The sequence below is a fragment of the Pseudomonas sp. IAC-BECa141 genome (genome assembly GCF_020544405.1).
Taxonomy (GTDB): domain Bacteria; phylum Pseudomonadota; class Gammaproteobacteria; order Pseudomonadales; family Pseudomonadaceae; genus Aquipseudomonas.
In genome coordinates this window covers 4,901,685-4,917,878 of sequence record NZ_CP065410.1, presented here as the reverse complement: position 1 = coordinate 4,917,878, position 16,194 = coordinate 4,901,685, and the positions used below count along the sequence as shown (strand labels likewise).

Annotated in this window: 16 protein-coding genes and 1 pseudogene; 5 read left to right on the top strand and 12 right to left on the bottom strand. The window is 59.5% G+C overall.

Annotation, left to right across the window (positions count from 1 at the left end; all coding sequences use genetic code 11):
• Window positions 1–71: 71 nt before the first annotated feature.
• Together rnt and pyrC are read right to left on the bottom strand one after the other, a co-directional pair.
• Window positions 72–746, bottom strand: a complete 675-nt coding sequence (gene rnt, locus I5961_RS22475) for a ribonuclease T (protein ID WP_227233404.1) — start codon at window positions 744–746, stop codon at window positions 72–74.
• Window positions 743–1,789, bottom strand: a complete 1,047-nt coding sequence (gene pyrC, locus I5961_RS22470; protein WP_085701710.1) for a dihydroorotase — start codon at window positions 1,787–1,789, stop codon at window positions 743–745. The genes rnt and pyrC overlap by 4 nt, the downstream gene beginning before the upstream one ends.
• Window positions 1,790–1,949: 160 nt before the next feature.
• On the opposite strand from pyrC, the gene I5961_RS22465 reads away from it, so the two are divergent.
• The gene (locus I5961_RS22465; protein ID WP_227233402.1) at window positions 1,950–2,858 is read left to right on the top strand and encodes a flagellar protein MotY; all 909 of its coding nucleotides are present in this window, start codon (window positions 1,950–1,952) and stop codon (window positions 2,856–2,858) included.
• Between the two features lie 129 nt (window positions 2,859–2,987).
• Window positions 2,988–4,205 (top strand): argininosuccinate synthase, encoded by a 1,218-nt coding sequence (locus tag I5961_RS22460; protein WP_007953201.1) that lies wholly within the window; start codon window positions 2,988–2,990, stop codon window positions 4,203–4,205.
• Window positions 4,206–4,358: 153 nt separating this feature from the next.
• Here I5961_RS22460 and I5961_RS22455 read toward each other — a convergent pair whose 3' ends face one another.
• Window positions 4,359–4,952, bottom strand: a complete 594-nt coding sequence (locus I5961_RS22455) for a hypothetical protein (RefSeq protein WP_085699674.1) — start codon at window positions 4,950–4,952, stop codon at window positions 4,359–4,361.
• A 402-nt stretch (window positions 4,953–5,354) separates the two neighbouring features.
• Between I5961_RS22455 and I5961_RS22450 the strand changes: the two genes are divergently transcribed.
• The gene (locus I5961_RS22450; protein ID WP_007953203.1) at window positions 5,355–5,981 is read left to right on the top strand and encodes a response regulator transcription factor; all 627 of its coding nucleotides are present in this window, start codon (window positions 5,355–5,357) and stop codon (window positions 5,979–5,981) included.
• Between the two features lie 87 nt (window positions 5,982–6,068).
• On the opposite strand, the gene I5961_RS22445 is transcribed toward I5961_RS22450, so the two are convergent.
• From I5961_RS22445 to metG, 8 genes and pseudogenes are all read right to left on the bottom strand, one after another.
• The gene (locus tag I5961_RS22445) at window positions 6,069–6,248 is read right to left on the bottom strand and encodes a PA3496 family putative envelope integrity protein (protein WP_007953204.1); all 180 of its coding nucleotides are present in this window, start codon (window positions 6,246–6,248) and stop codon (window positions 6,069–6,071) included.
• Window positions 6,249–6,355: 107 nt separating this feature from the next.
• Window positions 6,356–6,994, bottom strand: a complete 639-nt coding sequence (gene nth / locus I5961_RS22440; protein ID WP_085699672.1) for an endonuclease III — start codon at window positions 6,992–6,994, stop codon at window positions 6,356–6,358.
• Window positions 6,991–7,571, bottom strand: a pseudogene (locus I5961_RS22435) (Rnf-Nqr domain containing protein). Before I5961_RS22435 ends, nth begins: the two are co-directional and overlap by 4 nt.
• The gene (locus I5961_RS22430; protein ID WP_085701708.1) at window positions 7,568–8,173 is read right to left on the bottom strand and encodes an RnfABCDGE type electron transport complex subunit G; all 606 of its coding nucleotides are present in this window, start codon (window positions 8,171–8,173) and stop codon (window positions 7,568–7,570) included. Before I5961_RS22430 ends, I5961_RS22435 begins: the two are co-directional and overlap by 4 nt.
• On the bottom strand, window positions 8,170–9,153 hold the full coding sequence (locus I5961_RS22425) for an RnfABCDGE type electron transport complex subunit D (protein ID WP_085701707.1): 984 nt from the start codon (window positions 9,151–9,153) through the stop codon (window positions 8,170–8,172). Before I5961_RS22425 ends, I5961_RS22430 begins: the two co-directional genes overlap by 4 nt.
• Window positions 9,140–10,354 (bottom strand): electron transport complex subunit RsxB, encoded by a 1,215-nt coding sequence (rsxB, locus tag I5961_RS22420; RefSeq protein WP_085701706.1) that lies wholly within the window; start codon window positions 10,352–10,354, stop codon window positions 9,140–9,142. The genes I5961_RS22425 and rsxB overlap by 14 nt, the downstream gene beginning before the upstream one ends.
• The gene (locus tag I5961_RS22415) at window positions 10,351–10,920 is read right to left on the bottom strand and encodes an electron transport complex protein RnfA (RefSeq protein WP_085701705.1); all 570 of its coding nucleotides are present in this window, start codon (window positions 10,918–10,920) and stop codon (window positions 10,351–10,353) included. Before I5961_RS22415 ends, rsxB begins: the two co-directional genes overlap by 4 nt.
• Window positions 10,921–11,051: 131 nt before the next feature.
• A complete protein-coding gene (gene metG, locus I5961_RS22410) occupies window positions 11,052–13,103 on the bottom strand; it encodes a methionine--tRNA ligase (protein WP_085701704.1) in 2,052 nt (683 codons plus the stop codon).
• Window positions 13,104–13,258: 155 nt separating this feature from the next.
• Here metG and apbC point away from each other — a divergent pair, with 155 nt between their 5' ends.
• A complete protein-coding gene (gene apbC, locus I5961_RS22405) occupies window positions 13,259–14,353 on the top strand; it encodes an iron-sulfur cluster carrier protein ApbC (protein ID WP_085699657.1) in 1,095 nt (364 codons plus the stop codon).
• A gap of 129 nt (window positions 14,354–14,482) precedes the next feature.
• On the opposite strand, the gene I5961_RS22400 is transcribed toward apbC, so the two are convergent.
• Window positions 14,483–15,241: an SDR family oxidoreductase gene (locus I5961_RS22400; RefSeq protein ID WP_085699654.1), complete on the bottom strand. Its 759-nt coding sequence runs from the start codon at window positions 15,239–15,241 to the stop codon at window positions 14,483–14,485.
• A gap of 162 nt (window positions 15,242–15,403) precedes the next feature.
• On the opposite strand from I5961_RS22400, the gene I5961_RS22395 reads away from it, so the two are divergent.
• Window positions 15,404–16,135, top strand: a complete 732-nt coding sequence (locus I5961_RS22395; protein WP_085699652.1) for a HugZ family protein — start codon at window positions 15,404–15,406, stop codon at window positions 16,133–16,135.
• Window positions 16,136–16,194 lie beyond the last annotated feature (59 nt).

The following is a 16,194-nucleotide window of genomic DNA, read 5'->3' as shown; positions in this document are numbered from 1 at the left end:
GCAACGTCGAGGTACAAAAAAACCGGCCCACGTGGCCGGTTTTTTCATGCTCGGAAGAAACCCGACGATGATCAGTCGTCGAAGTCTTCCCAGCCGCCCATCTGTTTCCAGCGGTTGACGATGCCGCAGAACAGCTCGGCCGTCTTCTCGGTGTCGTAACGCGCGGAGTGCGCTTCACGGCCGTCGAAGTCGATGTCGGCTGCCTGACAGGCTTTCGCCAGTACGGTTTGGCCGTATGCCAGACCGGCGAGGGTCGCGGTGTCGAAGCTGGAGAACGGGTGGAACGGGTTGCGCTTCATGTCCAGCCGCGCGACGGCGGCGTTGAGGAAGCCCAGGTCGAAGCTGCTGTTGTGGCCGACCAGAATTGCCCGTTTGCAGCCGTTGGCTTTCAAGGCCTTGCGCACGCCACGGAAGATGTCGGTCAGCGCTGTTTCTTCGCTGACGGCCATGCGCAACGGATGATCGAGCTTGATCCCGGTGAACTCCAGTGCCGCCGCTTCAACGTTGGCGCCTTCGAACGGCTCGACGCGGAAGAAGTAGGTGTGATCCGGGAACACGAAACCCTTTTCATCCATGGCGATGGTGGTCGCGGCAATCTCCAGCAGAGCGTCGGTGGCCGAGTTGAAGCCACCGGTTTCTACGTCGACGACAACCGGCAGGTAGCCGCGAAAGCGTGCTGCCATTGGATGGCGCGAACCGCCGCCACCTTGACCGTCCAGTTCGTCGTCGAAATGGTCTTCACTCACGCGTGTTCCTCCAGCAGGCGCCAGCGCAGTTTTTCACCGGCGCGCAGCGGGATAACGGTCAGCTCGCCGAAAGGCAGGCTGGTCGGTGCGGTCCATTCGTCACGAACCAGGGTGATGCGATCGGTGTTTGCTGGCAGGCCATAGAAGCGCGGGCCGTTGAGGCTGGCGAACGCTTCGAGCTTGTCCAGCGCGTTGCGCTGTTCAAAGGCTTCGGCGTACAGCTCGATGGCGGCGTACGCGGTGTAGCAGCCGGCGCAGCCGCAGGCTGCTTCTTTGGCGTGCTGGGCGTGCGGTGCCGAGTCGGTACCCAGGAAGAACTTTGCGCTGCCGCTGGTGGCGGCGTCGAGCAGGGCTTCCTGGTGCGTGTTGCGCTTGAGGATCGGCAGGCAATAGAAGTGCGGCCGGATCCCGCCTACCAGCATGTGGTTGCGGTTGTAGAGCAGGTGATGCGCGGTGATGGTCGCGCCGACGTTGGCCGAGGCCTCGTTGACGAACTGCACGGCATCGCCGGTAGTGATGTGTTCGAACACCACTTTCAGTGTCGGGAAACGCTCGACCACGCGGCGCATGTGCTCATCGATGAAGATTTTTTCGCGGTCGAACACGTCGACGTCGCCACGGGTGACTTCACCGTGGATCAACAGCGGCATGCCGACTTCGGCCATGGCTTCCAGCGCCGGGAAAATCTTGTCGATGCTGGTGACCCCGGAATCGGAGTTGGTGGTGGCGCCGGCCGGGTACAGCTTGGCGGCATGCACGAAACCGCCGGCCTTGGCCTCACGGATTTCTTCGGGCTGGGTGCGGTCGGTGAGGTACAGCACCATCAGCGGCTCGAAACGACTGCCGGCCGGGCGGGCAGCGAGAATCCGCTGGCGATAGCCGTCGGCTTCAGCGGCGTTGCGCACCGGAGGTACCAGGTTGGGCATGATGATTGCGCGACCAAAGGTGCGCGCGACATCCGCAACGGTATTGGTCAACACGGCACCATCGCGAAGATGAATGTGCCAGTCGTCGGGACGCAGCAGGGTCAGGCGGTCGGACATGAGGGAATTCCAGGCGGGTCAAACTGAGGCGAATGCTACCGGAAAAGACTCTTGCAGGCACTCGCTATCAAGTTTTGCGACGAGCGTCCGATATCCCAAAGGTATGCCGTAAAGATGTATGTCTCGGTCTTTTTTGTTGTAGAAGCCAATGGAGCCTCCCGTGCGCCAGCGATATTTAGCCTTGCTCAGTGTGTTTGCCAGCCTTCCCGCGATGGCACTGACCTACCAGACACGTCTGGAGAACATTGAGTGGACGGTCGAAGGCGACAAGTTCGAGTGCCGCCTGACGCAGCCGATCACCGACTTCGGCTCGGGGCAGTTCGTGCGCAAGGCCGGCGAGCAGGCGATCTTCCGTCTGAATGCCTACAACGCGATGCTGGGCGGTGGTTCGGCAACCTTGCTGGCGGCGGCCGCGCCCTGGCAGCCGGGACGCAATGACATCAACCTGGGCAGTGTCAGGATCGGCACCGGCAACGTGCTGTTCAACAGTTCGCAATCGCAGGCTGGCGGGCTGATCAGCGGTTTGCTGGAAGGTCGTAGCCCGGTGGTGCGACGTGCCTCCGGTGATGGACGGGTCTCCGAAGTGCGGCTGCTGCCGGTCAAGTTCAGCAAGGCGTTCAACGACTACCAGACCTGCGTGGCGAAATTGCTCCCGCAGAATTTCGATCAGGTCAAAAACTCGCAGGTCGGTTTTCCGGGCGAAGGCACCGATCTGGACGCCGCCGCGAAAGCCAAACTGCAAGTGATGCTCGAATTCATGAAGGCCGATCCGACGGTCAATCACATTGAGCTCGACGGCTATTCCGACAACAGTGGCAATCGCCTGACCAATCGTGAGTTGTCGCGCCGTCGTGCGCTGGCGGTGGTCGATTTCTTCAAGGCCAACGGCATCGCCGAATCGCAGATCACCGTGCGTTTCCACGGCGAACAATACCCGCTGGTCCCGAACACCAACGCCGCCAACCGGGCGAAAAATCGCCGGGTCAGCGTGAAGTTGGCCCGGGTGGCACCGGTTACCGCCCCAGCACCTCAAGCCAGCACGCCTGCCAACACGGCGGCGACTTCCTGACCTGTCGGTCATCGTCGCCCTCTCGACAGATTCTGTCGCTTTGTCGTCTTAAGCTGTCGCGCCTCTGTAAATTATCGCGTTTGAGCGGTAGACTCCTCGGCTTTCCGTAGAACCCCGTGGAGTGATGGCATGGCGGACGTAAACAAGGTCGTTCTGGCGTATTCCGGCGGCCTGGACACTTCGGTGATCCTCAAGTGGCTGCAGGATACTTATAACTGTGAAGTCGTGACCTTCACCGCTGACCTGGGTCAGGGCGAAGAAGTCGAGCCGGCCCGCGCCAAGGCGCAGGCCATGGGCGTCAAAGAAATCTACATCGACGACCTGCGCGAAGAATTCGTGCGTGACTTCGTGTTCCCGATGTTCCGCGCCAACACTGTTTACGAAGGCGAGTACCTGCTGGGTACTTCCATCGCGCGTCCGCTGATCGCCAAGCGTCTGATCGAAATCGCCAACGAAACCGGCGCTGACGCCATTTCCCACGGCGCCACCGGCAAGGGCAACGACCAGGTACGTTTCGAACTGGGTGCCTACGCGCTCAAGCCAGGCGTGAAAGTGATCGCTCCATGGCGCGAGTGGGACCTGCTGTCCCGCGAGAAACTGATGGACTACGCCGAGAAGCACGCGATCCCGATCGAGCGTCACGGCAAGAAGAAGTCCCCGTACTCGATGGATGCCAACCTGTTGCACATCTCCTATGAAGGCGGCGTGCTGGAAGACACCTGGACCGAGCACGAAGAAGACATGTGGCGCTGGACCGTCTCCCCGGAGAAGGCTCCCGACACCCCTCAGTATCTGGAACTGACCTACCGCAACGGCGACATCGTCGCGCTGGACGGCGTTGAAATGACCCCGGCCACCGTGCTGGCGACGCTGAACAAAATCGGTGGCGAACACGGCATCGGCCGTCTGGACATCGTCGAGAACCGTTATGTCGGCATGAAGTCCCGTGGCTGCTACGAAACCCCGGGCGGCACCATCATGCTGCGCGCTCACCGCGCCATCGAATCGATCACCCTGGACCGCGAAGTCGCTCACTTGAAAGACGAGCTGATGCCGAAGTACGCCAGCCTGATCTACACCGGCTACTGGTGGAGCCCTGAGCGTCTGATGCTGCAACAGATGATCGACGCCTCGCAGGTCAACGTGAACGGCGTTGTGCGCCTGAAGCTGTACAAGGGCAACGTAATCGTGACCGGCCGCAAGTCCGACGATTCGCTGTTCGACGCCAACATCGCGACTTTCGAAGAAGACGGCGGCGCCTACAACCAGGCCGACGCGGCGGGCTTCATCAAGCTCAACGCGCTGCGCATGCGCATTGCCGCCAACAAGGGCCGCAAGCTGTTCTGAGTCCTTCGGGGCTGATGTGAAAAAAACGGCCTTGTCGTAGCGACAAGGCCGTTTTTTTTGGGATGCTCTCCTTTGAATTGATCGATACCGGTCAACATTACTGTCCTCATCGGCTGTACATCGCTGCATTGCATGATTGTCCTGCTGCGCGCTTTATCCCCTTTCGAATTTTCCCAATACGGATGTGGTCAGCGCGTGCGTGTCATAAACAATGCAGAACGTTGTTCCCTGGCTTCTCTTGGCGTGTTTGGCCAGGATTTCGATATTGTCTTTAAGTAAAGCATCCGCCCCCGCTTCGGTTAAAAACAGTAATAATCTCGGCGAATGCTTGTTTGAGTGTGGGATTTTTTCAAATAGCAGTTCAATCTCCGAATCAGTGTGTAACTTTCGAATGTCGATGATGTACACCTTGGTCAGCGGTTTTGGAAGTTTAATGGCGTGCGACTCAATATTGGGTGGAGTGTGTACAGCCTCGGTCGGTAAATTATCCTCCTCTTCGAAAGCTTTAAGAAAGTTCTTGTCGTTGTCGAAGTCTGATGGAGCATAGAGAGAACGGTAGTTAAAGTTGAGTGTGATGAAAAACAGGAATAGCAAGTAGAACGGAAAGCTGATCAGGAACCAGACATAGATCTCCCGCTCATTGTTATTAAGAAAAGGCAGGGATACGGCGGCGGAGGTCTCCGATATAAAGGCGAAGATGGCAATGACGGTGATGGGGTTGGGAATTTTTTTGTTGATCTTTAGCATGGTCTTTACTCATGAATAGTCTTTCTCGTCGTTTTGATGTGGTTGGGTGGTCGAGTTTTAAGTTGGCGGGCGGATAAGGATTTCGGTATCTGGTGTTTATATTAAATTCCAGAGTTGCGATATGTGTAAGTTGTTTCAGTTGTTTTTAGTATCTGTTCATTGAACCGGGTTTTGGTTTTTCAGTCTGTTACGAGCGCCGCCGCGAAGGACGTGGAGAGGTGTGGAGTTCCTGATGCAGACTCATGATTTTCTATAAGTGAGTCTTTTCTGTAGGAATAATCTTTATTGCCTGTAGGAGGCGTCTCTCGGTGCTGGTGTAGAGGAACTTATCCATGCCATGGGTGAAATGACTACGTTATTGTGCCGGTTCTAAAAATTCGAACAGCGAAACTGGACTTGCCCATGAATAAAGTGCTGATCGTGGATGATCACCCCGTCATTCGTCTTGCGGTACGTATGCTGATGGAACGTCATGGCTACGAAGTCATTGCAGAAACCGATAATGGCGTGGATGCGTTACAACTTGCTCGTGACCAGATGCCGGATATCGTCATTCTGGATATCGGTATTCCGAAACTTGATGGCCTGGAAGTCATTGCGCGTCTTACGACAAGTGCGATGCCATTGAAGGTGCTGGTGCTGACGTCCCAGTCACCGGGACACTTTTCCATGCGCTGCATGCAATCGGGGGCAGCGGGTTATGTTTGCAAGCAACAGGATCTGACGGAGTTGCTGAGTGCAATCAAGGCGGTACTGTCCGGGTACAGCTACTTTCCGAATCAGGCGTTGCATACCGTGCGGACAAGCCTGGGTAATGCCAGCGAGGCCGATATGGTAGACCGCCTGTCCGGGCGCGAAATGATGGTGTTGCAGCAACTGGCGCGCGGAAAGACCAACAAGGAAATTGCCGACGGGATGTTTCTCAGCAACAAGACCGTGAGTACCTACAAGACCCGATTGCTTTTGAAGCTCAACGCGCGTTCGCTGGTCGATTTGATCGAGCTGGCCCAGCGAAACGGCCTGGTCTGAGGTTTGAGTGGCTGACGGATCATGGGCGGATCGAAATCAGCGTGCGACAGAAAGAGAAAAGCCTCCGTTTCGGGAGGCTTTCAAATGTCAGAGATCAAAATCGTAATCGGCCAATTGCTTTTGCAGTCGGCGCTCCTCAAGCAGGTTGTCGATGGTTCGGCGTTTGCTCAAGTTGGTCTTGGCGACTTCAACCACAGGTTCGGCATCGTCGGCCTCCGTGGCGATAAAGTCGTCATCCGCTTCCAATTGCTCTTTGCTGGTGCTCATAAGGTCAACTCCAGGCTAAGACTGCCTTTGGCGCTCCTTATATCGATATTCCAGCAGATGGTAAAAAAGATTTTTTCAATCGATAAATCAATAAAACCAATACCCGCTCAATCGTCAGAAGTTTTGTGCTTGTATTCACACAGATCTTCGATCCGACAGCTGCCACAGCGGGGTTTGCGCGCCAGACACACGTAGCGTCCGTGAAGAATCAGCCAGTGGTGCGAGTCGAGAAGGTATTCTTTTGGCACAAACTTCATCAGCTTCTTTTCGACTTCAACCACGTTTTTCCCTGGTGCAATGCCGGTGCGGTTACTGACCCGGAAGATATGGGTGTCCACGGCCATGGTCAGTTGGCGGAATGCGGTATTGAGCACGACGTTAGCGGTCTTGCGGCCAACGCCGGGCAAGGCCTCCAGCGCTTCGCGCGTCTGCGGGACTTCGCCATTGTGCAGCTCGACCAGCATGCGACAGGTCTCGATCACGTTTTTGGCCTTGCTGTTATAGAGGCCGATCGTCTTGATGTACTCGGACAACCCATCGACGCCCAAGGCGTGAATGGCCGCCGGCGTGTTTGCCACCGGGAACAGCTTCGCCGTCGCCTTGTTGACCCCGACGTCTGTGGATTGCGCGGACAGAATCACCGCGATCAACAGTTCGAAAGGCGAGGAATAGGCCAGTTCGGTCTTGGGCTCGGGGTTGTCCTCGTGAAACCGGCGGAAGATCTCCAGACGTTTTGCGGCATTCATGGGTGATGCGTTTCCTCGGGTAGGGCGGCAGGGCGAGTCCAGGCCTGACGGGCGGCCAGTAACAGTCCAAGCAGTATGAAGGCGCCGGGAGCCAGCGTCGCGAAATGCAGGCCATCACTGAACAGAATCAAACCTTGCCAGTGTTCCGACAGGTGATGGCCGATGCTGCCTTGACCGATCAGCTCACGCAACACCGCGAGCACAATCATCAGCGCGGCAAACAGGCCACCCAGTTTCAGACGGCTGCGGACCGGCTGGCAAAAAAACCACTGTGCTCCAGCACGACGCACTGCAAGCCGAGCAGCGCTGCATAAAGACTGAGCAGGTGATGCCACTGCATCGCGCCGCGTTGCAGAAAAATATCGGCGCAGCCCGCCAGGGTCGCTGCCAGCATCACACTGACCGGTAGCAGGCTTTCGCTGCTCAGGCGCGAGCGCAACGGTGCCATGCACAAGCCGTAAATGCCCACGACAACCGTAAACATCACCAGCGTCGCCAGCGCACCTGCCATGGAGTCGGTGGTGCCGATCAACAGCACCAGCATCATTGAGTTCGACAGAGTTGCTGTCGTGTTCATGGCGCGCTCCCGAGCAGGGTCGTTCGGTGTTCATCGAAGTAACGCAGGGCATCGTGGATGGCGTTGATGGCCGCACGGGAGGTGATGGTCGCCCCCGCGATCTGGTCGAACTGCCCCTGATCCTTTTTCAGCGCCCATCCGGCGTCGGTCGGTTGGTTGCTCGATTTTCCGGTGAAGTTCTGAAGCCAGCTATTTGGCCAATCGCCGAGGTGCCCACCCAGCGACGGCGTTTCGTTTTGCTCGAGGGTTTTCACACCGAGCAATCGGCCATTGGCATCGATGGCAATCAACAACTCGATCTGGCCGGCATAACCCTGGGTCTGGCTGCGCAGCAGGATCGCCACGGGCTGGCTGCCTTTGGTCGCCCGATAACCGCCCAGTAGCTGGCTATGGCTCAGGTTGACGTCGGTCAGCGTCAGAGGTTGTTCAAGCGGCAGATTGTCGTAAGCGTCGATCGGCAGTACGTCCAGCCATTTACGATTTTCAAGAAGCCGCTGTTCGGCGGCGATCTGCGGCGCATTGCTACGTTGCACCAGCCATGTCACGCCGATGCCCAGCGCGGTAATCATCCCCAGTGTGATGAGACTGCTCGTCCGGTTCATGGTGTCACCTGCGCCTGACGAGCCACCGCGAAGCGCTCCAGCGCCGGCACGCACAGGTTCATCAACAGCACCGCAAACGCCACCCCGTCGGGGTAACCGCCCCAAGTGCGAATCACGTAAGTCAGCAACCCCACGCCGACGCCGAACAGCAAACGGGCGAGTGGGCTTTTAGCCCCCGACACCGGTTCGGTGACGATGAAGAACGCACCCAGCATGGTCGCGCCACTCAGCAGGTGAAACAGCGGCGAGCCGTGGGAGTCGGATCCCGAACCGTTCCAGCACAGCAGGCTGATCACGAACAGGCTGGCGAGCATGCCGACCGGCGCGTGCCAGCCAAACACCCGACGTTGCAACAGGAACAATCCACCGGCGAGGAACGCCAGGTTCACCCATTCCACGCCGTGTCCGCCAAAGCGACCGAATGCCGGATTACCGACAAACAGTTCGTCCATGGTCAGGCTTTTATTGATGCGCAGACTGTCCAGCGCGGTGGCCTGAACCCAGGCGTCGGGCTGCGCGCCAAGGTTGAACACCTGGCCAAAAGCTGCCGTCAGATCCATGCCATGAGCCGGCCAGTGTGTCATTGGCTGAGGGAACATCACCATGGCCAGTGCGAAGCCGAGCATGGCCGGATTGAACGGGTTGCGGCCCACGCCACCGTACAGATGTTTGCCCAGCAACAGGCCCGAGGCGATTGCCGTGACCGTCAGCCACCACGGGCAATAAGGCGGCAGGGCAATCGCCAGCAGCGTGGCGCTGACCACTGCGCTGCCGTCGGTCAAGGTGGCCTGCATCGGTTGTCGACGCAGGTGTGTCACAACGGCTTCAACGCTCAAAGCCGTGACGACCGACAAGACCAGGTTGATCAACACGCCCCAACCGTAAAACCAGAACAACGCCAGCCATCCTGGCAATGTCGCCAGCAAAACCAGCTTCATTGCCTGTTGCAGGCGCTCGTCTCTGGTTTCAATGGATGACATGGGCTTGTACCTGCCGCTCTGCTTCCTGCAGGCGGGCGCGGGCTTTTTCGAGGATGTCGGCGGGCGTGCCGTCGCGCCGTTGCAACTTGTTCAGGTCGGCGCGAGCGTAGGCCAGTTCGGTTTTCAGTTGGCGAAGCCGGTCGTCGATCGGGCGTTTCTCGACGCGCACAAGCTCCGGCGCCGGTTGATCGCTGGCGGCTTCGGCGTTGTGCAGCGCCTGTTCGGCGTCACGCAGCGCTTGCTCCAGTGAGGCGATTTCAACTGCGGGAGCCTCTGCGGTTTGCGCTTTTTTCAGCTCGGCGCGGCGCATCGCCAACTGGATCTTCGCCCGTTTCAGATCGGCGTCCTTCGCCGGGGCGGCTGAGACAGGCGCAGGTGCCGCGCTGCTTTCCAGCTTCGCCAGTGCCTGTTCGGCGGCTTCGAACTGCTGCTGCAGGACGATCAGTTGCGACTGCTGATCGAAGGTCGGCGGATGACCGAACGCCTTGAGCGACTTGTTCAATTGCGCCCGGCTCATGGCCACGTCGATCTTGGCTTTTTTCAGCGCGGCATCGGCGGTTGCGGCTTTTTGCGCGCGCACCCGTTCAAGTGCCGCCTGCACCGGATCGAGCGTGTTGGCGGCGACTTCGACCTGTGCCGCACGCTGCGCCCGGGCTTCGCGTTCGGCCTGCTTCTGCTGTTCTTCGCGTTGCAGGCGAGCATTGCGCCGTTCGAAACGTTGCCGTGCGTGATCGCGTTTGGCCGCGCGGGCCTGCTGTTCTTCAAGGCTGGCGGCCAGGCCGCCGACCACCGGCAGCGTGCCCGGCGGCAGCGGGTGCATCTCGATGCAATCGACCGGGCAGGGCGCCACGCACAGATCGCAACCGGTGCATTCGTCGATGATGACGGTGTGCATCAGTTTTGCCGCGCCGACGATGGCGTCGATCGGGCAGGCCTGGATGCACTTGGTGCAGCCGATGCATTCGGCTTCACGGATGAAAGCCACCTGCGGCGGCGCCGAACCACGGCTGATGTCCAGCTCGAGTACCGGGATTTTCAACAGTTCGGCCAGCGCCGCGATGGTTTCGTCGCCACCCGGTGGGCACTTGTTGATCGGCTCGCCGTCGGCGATGCCTTCAGCGTAGGGTTTGCATCCGGGATGGCCGCACTTGCCGCATTGGGTCTGCGGCAGCAGGGCATCGATGCGTTGAATCAGACTCATGTTTTGATCAGTCCACTGAATCCGAGAAAAGCCACGGCCATCAGTCCGGCGCCGATCAACAGGACCGGCAAACCACGAAAGGGCAGGGGAATATCGTTGTCGGCCGTGCGCTCACGCAAATCGCTGAACAGGCTCAACACGAGCCAGAAACCCAGACCGGCGCCAAGACTCAGCGCAATCGCATGAAACAGGCCTTTATCCGTTTGCGCGTTGATCAGCGTCAGCCCCAGTACACCGGCATTGCCCAGCAGCAGCGGCCACAAGCCATCGAATGGCAGCGTGGGTCGCCAATGCGCCAGCAGTTTCAACAACGGCGCGATCAGCAGGGTGCTCAACGGCAGGAACACAAACAGCCGCAGGAATTCCAGTTGCAACGGCACCAGCAGCCAATGCCAGATCGCATAACCCGCCACGCCGACAATCAACATCAGACACAACGTTGCCAGCCCCAGCGCATGCACTTGACGGCGTTCACCCGCCAGCAGCGGATCGACGCCCAGCGGCCAGTGCAACACGAAGTTGTTGATCAGCGCAGCACTGAAGAGCGTAAGCACGAGTTCGGTCATGGTTCTGCCGGTGGCAACGGGCGTGTGTCACTTAAGGTTAGGCATTATCCGGCAGCCGTGGAGGGCGGGCCGGATATGAAAAATCCCACAGGCGCACGGAGCACGCCTGTGGGATCAGTCAGGGCAGAGCCTTACTTAATGCGCTGACCCGGCTTGGCGCCGCTGTCCGGGCTCAGCAGGTAGATTTCTTCACCGCCAGGGCCGGCCGCCATCACCATGCCTTCGGAAATGCCGAACTTCATTTTCCGTGGCTTGAGGTTGGCGATCATCATGGTCAGGCGACCGTCGAGTTTCGACGGATCCGGGTAAGCGCTCTTGATCCCGGAGAACACGTTGCGTTGCTCGTCACCGATATCCAGGGTCAGACGCAGCAGCTTGTCGGCGCCTTCAACGTGTTCGGCCTTGACGATCAGCGCCACACGCAGGTCGACGGCGGCGAAGGTGTCGAAGTCGATTTCCGGCGCCAGCGGATCCTTGGCCAGTTCGCCGTTGCCGGCAGGCGCGGCGGCGCCGGTGTCGGTCTGGCTGGCGGTCAGGTCTTCTTTCGAGGCGTCGGTCATGGCTTGCACTTTTACCGGGTCGATGCGGGTCATCAACGGCTTGAATTCGTTCAACTGGTGGTTGGCCAGCAGGGTGGTGTGGTCGTTCCAGGTCAGCGGGGCGACGTTGAGGAACGCCTCGGCATCGGCGGCCAGCACTGGCAACACCGGCTTGAGGAAGATCACCAGTTGGCGGAACAGGTTGATCGCGGTGGCGCAGACCGCCTGGACTTCATCCTGCTTGCCTTCCTGCTTGTTCAGCGACCATGGTGCCTTGTCGGCGATCCAGGCGTTGGCGCGGTCGGCCAAAGCCATGGTTTCGCGCATGGCACGGGCGAAGTCGCGGGCTTCATAGGCATCGGCGATGCTCGGCGCGGCGGCCAGGAACGCTTCAGTCAGTTCCGGTGCGGCGTTGTTGTCCACCAGCAGGCCGGCGTTGCCCTTCTGGATGAAACCGGCGCAACGGCTGGCGATGTTGACGACTTTGCCGACCAGGTCGGAATTGACCTTCTGCACGAAGTCTTCGAGGTTCAGGTCGAGGTCGTCCACGCCACGGCCCAGTTTGGCCGCGTAGTAGTAGCGCAAATACTCCGGCGACAGATGGTCCAGGTAGGTACGGGCCTTGATGAAGGTGCCGCGGGACTTGGACATCTTCTGACCGTTGACGGTCAGGTAGCCGTGAACGTTGATGCCGGTCGGCTTGCGGAAACCCGCGCCTTCGAGCATCGCCGGCCAGAAGAGGGCGTGGAAGTTGACGATATCCTTGCCGATGAAGTGGTACAGCTCGGCGGTGGAGTCCTTGCCCCAGAACGCGTCGAAGTCCAGCTCCGGCGTACGGTTGCAGAGGTTCTTGAAGCTGGCCATGTAGCCGATCGGCGCGTCCAGCCACACGTAGAAATACTTGCCCGGCTCGCCGGGGATCTCGAAGCCGAAGTACGGCGCATCGCGGGAGATGTCCCACTGTTGCAGGCCGGCGTCCAGCCATTCGGCGATCTTGTTGGCCACGGCGTCCTGCAGGGTGCCGCTGCGGGTCCAGGCCTGCAGCATTTCCTGGAAGTCCGGCAGCTTGAAGAAGAAGTGCTGGGAATCCTTGAGCACCGGGGTGGCGCCGGAGATTGCCGACTTCGGATCCTTCAGGTCGGTCGGCGCGTAGGTCGCGCCGCATTTTTCGCAGTTGTCGCCGTACTGGTCTTCGGTGCCGCATTTCGGGCAGGTGCCCTTGATGAAGCGGTCGGCCAGGAACATTTTCTTTTCCGGGTCGAAATACTGGGTGATCGAACGTTGGGCGATGTGCCCGGCGTCACGCAGCTTCAGGTAGATCTGGCTCGACAGCTCACGGTTTTCTTCGGCGTGAGTGGAGTGGAAGTTGTCGAAGTCCACCAGGAAGTCGGCAAAGTCGGCGCTGTGTTCAGCCTGGACGTTGGCGATCAGTTGTTCCGGGGTGATGCCTTCCTTTTCCGCGCGCAGCATGATCGCCGAACCGTGGGCGTCGTCGGCGCAGACATAAATGCACTGATTGCCGCGATGCTTCTGGAAGCGCACCCACATATCGGTCTGGATGTATTCCAGCATATGGCCAAGGTGGATCGAACCGTTGGCGTAGGGCAGGGCGCTGGTGACGAGAATCTTGCGTGGTTCGGACATGTGGGGCTTCGCTACTTGATGAAACGGAGGTCGGCCACTATAAAGCGCCGGGAAAGATATTTCACCTCTGCAAATCGTTGCCGGACATGCCGTCCGGAGGACAGAAGGGGTAGGATACCCGCCATCTTTTCCCAGTCTTGTTATCGGAGTTGCCCATGAGCGCCGTCACTCGCGCAGCGGTGGAAGCCGTCCTCAGCCAATACACCGACCCTTATCTGAACCAGGATCCGGTCAGCGCCGGTTGCGTGCGCAACATCGAAATCACCGGCGATCGCGTCAGCGTGCAGCTGGAAATCGGTTATGCCGCCGGTCTGTTCAAGAGCGGCTGGGCGCAATTGCTGCAACTGGCCATCGAAAACCTCGACGGCGTGGTGACGGCTAAGGTCGAGGTCAACAGCGTGATCGCCGCGCACAAGGCCCAGGCGCAGATTCCGGGGCTGGCCAACGTCAAGAACGTAGTCGCCGTGGCGTCGGGCAAGGGCGGTGTGGGCAAGTCCACCACCGCCGCCAACCTGGCGCTGGCACTGGCCCGCGAAGGCGCGAAGGTCGGGATTCTCGACGCCGATATCTATGGCCCGAGCCAGGGCATCATGTTCGGCATTGCCGAGGGCACCCGCCCGCAGGTCAAGGATCAGAAGTGGTTCGTGCCGCTTCAGGCCCATGGTGTGGAAGTGATGTCGATGGCGTTCCTGACCGACGACAACACGCCAATGGTCTGGCGCGGGCCGATGGTCTCCGGCGCGCTGCTGCAACTGGTCACGCAAACGGCGTGGGGCGACCTGGATTATCTGGTGATCGACATGCCGCCAGGCACGGGCGACATCCAGCTGACCCTGGCGCAGAAAGTCCCGGTGGCCGGCGCCGTGATCGTCACCACCCCGCAGGATCTGGCGTTGCTCGATGCGCGCAAAGGCGTGGAGATGTTCCGCAAGGTCAACATTCCGGTGTTGGGTGTGGTGGAAAACATGGCCGTGCACATCTGCTCGAACTGCGGTCATGCCGAGCATCTGTTCGGTGAGGGCGGTGGCGAGAAGCTGGCGACCCAGTTCGGCGTCGAGCTGCTGGCCTCGTTGCCGCTGTCGATGCTGATCCGCGAACAGGCCGACGGCGGCAAACCGACGGTGATTTCCGAGCCGGACAGCCAGATCGCCATGGTCTATCAGGAGCTGGCCCGCCATGTCGGCGCGCGGATCGTGTTGCAGGAAGCTGCTTCGCCGGCGATGCCGAACATCACCATCAGCGACGATTGATTTTGCCGCGGCGCTAAAAAAACTGTGGGAGCGAGCTTGCTCGCGATAAGGCCATGACATTCACTATTGATGGTGACTGTTGTACCGCTATCGCGAGCAAGCTCGCTCCCACAGAGTTTGTGGCAGGGCTTAAATGCGCAACCCGCCATCCATCTCCAGAATCCGGCCGGTGTAGTAGTCGTTCTCGAAGATGTACGCCGCCGAGTGGGCGATCTCTTCCGGCTTGCCCATGCGCTTGAGCGGAATGCCCGAGGTCATTTTCTCCAGCGCTTCAGGCTTCATGCCCAGGGTCATCTCGGTTTCGATGAAGCCCGGTGCAATGCCGGCCACGCGAATGCCGTAGCGCGCCAGTTCCTTGGCCCAGGTCACGGTTGCCGCAGCGACACCGGCCTTGGCGGCGGAGTAGTTGGTCTGGCCGACGTTGCCCGCGCGGGAGATCGACGAGATGTTGATGATCGCGCCGCTGTTTTTCAGCTCGACCATTTTCGCCGCCACTTCACGGGTGCAGAGGAACACGCCGGTCAGGTTGACGTCGATCACCGCCTGCCACTGGGCTAGGCTCATCTTGGTCATTTCGCCATCCTTGACCTTGAGCAACAGGCCGTCGCGCAGGATCCCGGCGTTGTTGATCAGGCCGTGGATCGCGCCGAAGTCTTCGGCGACCCGGGCGACCATGTGCGTCACCTGCTCTTCGTTGGCGACGTTGCACAGATAGCCGCGCGCCTCGACACCCTTGGCCTTGCAGGCTGCGACCGCGTCATCGAGTTTTTCCTGGTTCAGGTCAACCAGCGCCAGCTTCGCGCCCTTGCCCGCTAAATACTCGGCCATCGAGCGGCCCAAGCCTTGGCAACCGCCAGTGATAATGATTACTTTGTCGTTGAGTTGCATTCGCATGCCCCCGAGAGCAGGTCAGAGTGGTGTCCTTTAAAGAGCCTCTCGATCTGCGCCTGACATGGCCCGGCTGCACATGAGAACTGCCCCTGAGGCGACTGATACTTATCCGTGTCGCCTGTCCGTTTTTTCGACGGATTCTATTTAAGGAGTCATAAATTGAGCGTTGAAGCGGCTAAGAATGCCCGAGAATTGCTTCTCAAGGAATACCGTGGCGTGCTGTCGACCCACTCCAAATCAATGCCCGGTTTTCCGTTTGGCTCGGTGGTTCCTTACTGCCTGGACGAGCAGGGCCGGCCGCTGATCCTGATCAGCCGCATCGCCCAGCACACCCACAACCTGCAGAAAGACCCGAAATGTTCGCTGCTGGTGGGGGAGCGCGAGGCTGACGATGTGCAAGCCGTTGGTCGCCTGACCTATCTGGCCGAAGCAGAAAAACTCGAAGACGCGGCCGCCATCGAGGCTGCCGCCGAGCGCTACTACCGTTATTTCCCCGATTCGCGGAATTACCACAAGGCTCACGATTTCGATTTCTGGGTGCTCAAACCCGTGCGCCATCGCTACATCGGCGGTTTCGGCGCGATCCACTGGGTCGATCACCTGACCCTGGCCAACCCCTTCGCCGGCAAGGCCGAAATCAGTATGGTCGAGCATATGAACAGCGACCACGCCAAGGCCATCGCCCACTACGTCGACTTGGCAGGGCTGCCGAAAACGGAACCGGCGCAAATGGCTGGTATCGACACCGAAGGCATGCACCTGCGCATTGGTCAGGCGCTGTACTGGCTGCCGTTTCAAGCGCCTTGTCATACGCCGATACAAGTGCGCGAGGCCTTGGTTTCTCTGGCTCACGCCGAGGTCTGGCCAAAAAATGCCGTGGCCGACGCTTGAATTCACGAAAGGGCGACGTCATCTAAGGCTTACTGCAAGGCATTTCTTGCGTTGAGGAA

Coding starts and splice junctions, on each gene's coding strand:
- I5961_RS22460 (WP_007953201.1), top strand. CDS start 2,988: ATGGCGGACGTAAACAAGGTCGTTCTGGCGTATTCCGGCGGCCTGGAC.
- pyrC (WP_085701710.1), bottom strand. CDS start 1,789: ATGTCCGACCGCCTGACCCTGCTGCGTCCCGACGACTGGCACATTCAT.
- I5961_RS22455 (WP_085699674.1), bottom strand. CDS start 4,952: ATGCTAAAGATCAACAAAAAAATTCCCAACCCCATCACCGTCATTGCC.
- I5961_RS22415 (WP_085701705.1), bottom strand. CDS start 10,920: ATGACCGAACTCGTGCTTACGCTCTTCAGTGCTGCGCTGATCAACAAC.
- I5961_RS22400 (WP_085699654.1), bottom strand. CDS start 15,241: ATGCAACTCAACGACAAAGTAATCATTATCACTGGCGGTTGCCAAGGC.
- I5961_RS22425 (WP_085701707.1), bottom strand. CDS start 9,153: ATGTCATCCATTGAAACCAGAGACGAGCGCCTGCAACAGGCAATGAAG.
- I5961_RS22445 (WP_007953204.1), bottom strand. CDS start 6,248: ATGAGCACCAGCAAAGAGCAATTGGAAGCGGATGACGACTTTATCGCC.
- I5961_RS22430 (WP_085701708.1), bottom strand. CDS start 8,173: ATGAACCGGACGAGCAGTCTCATCACACTGGGGATGATTACCGCGCTG.
- metG (WP_085701704.1), bottom strand. CDS start 13,103: ATGTCCGAACCACGCAAGATTCTCGTCACCAGCGCCCTGCCCTACGCC.
- I5961_RS22450 (WP_007953203.1), top strand. CDS start 5,355: ATGAATAAAGTGCTGATCGTGGATGATCACCCCGTCATTCGTCTTGCG.
- apbC (WP_085699657.1), top strand. CDS start 13,259: ATGAGCGCCGTCACTCGCGCAGCGGTGGAAGCCGTCCTCAGCCAATAC.
- rsxB (WP_085701706.1), bottom strand. CDS start 10,354: ATGAGTCTGATTCAACGCATCGATGCCCTGCTGCCGCAGACCCAATGC.
- nth (WP_085699672.1), bottom strand. CDS start 6,994: ATGAATGCCGCAAAACGTCTGGAGATCTTCCGCCGGTTTCACGAGGAC.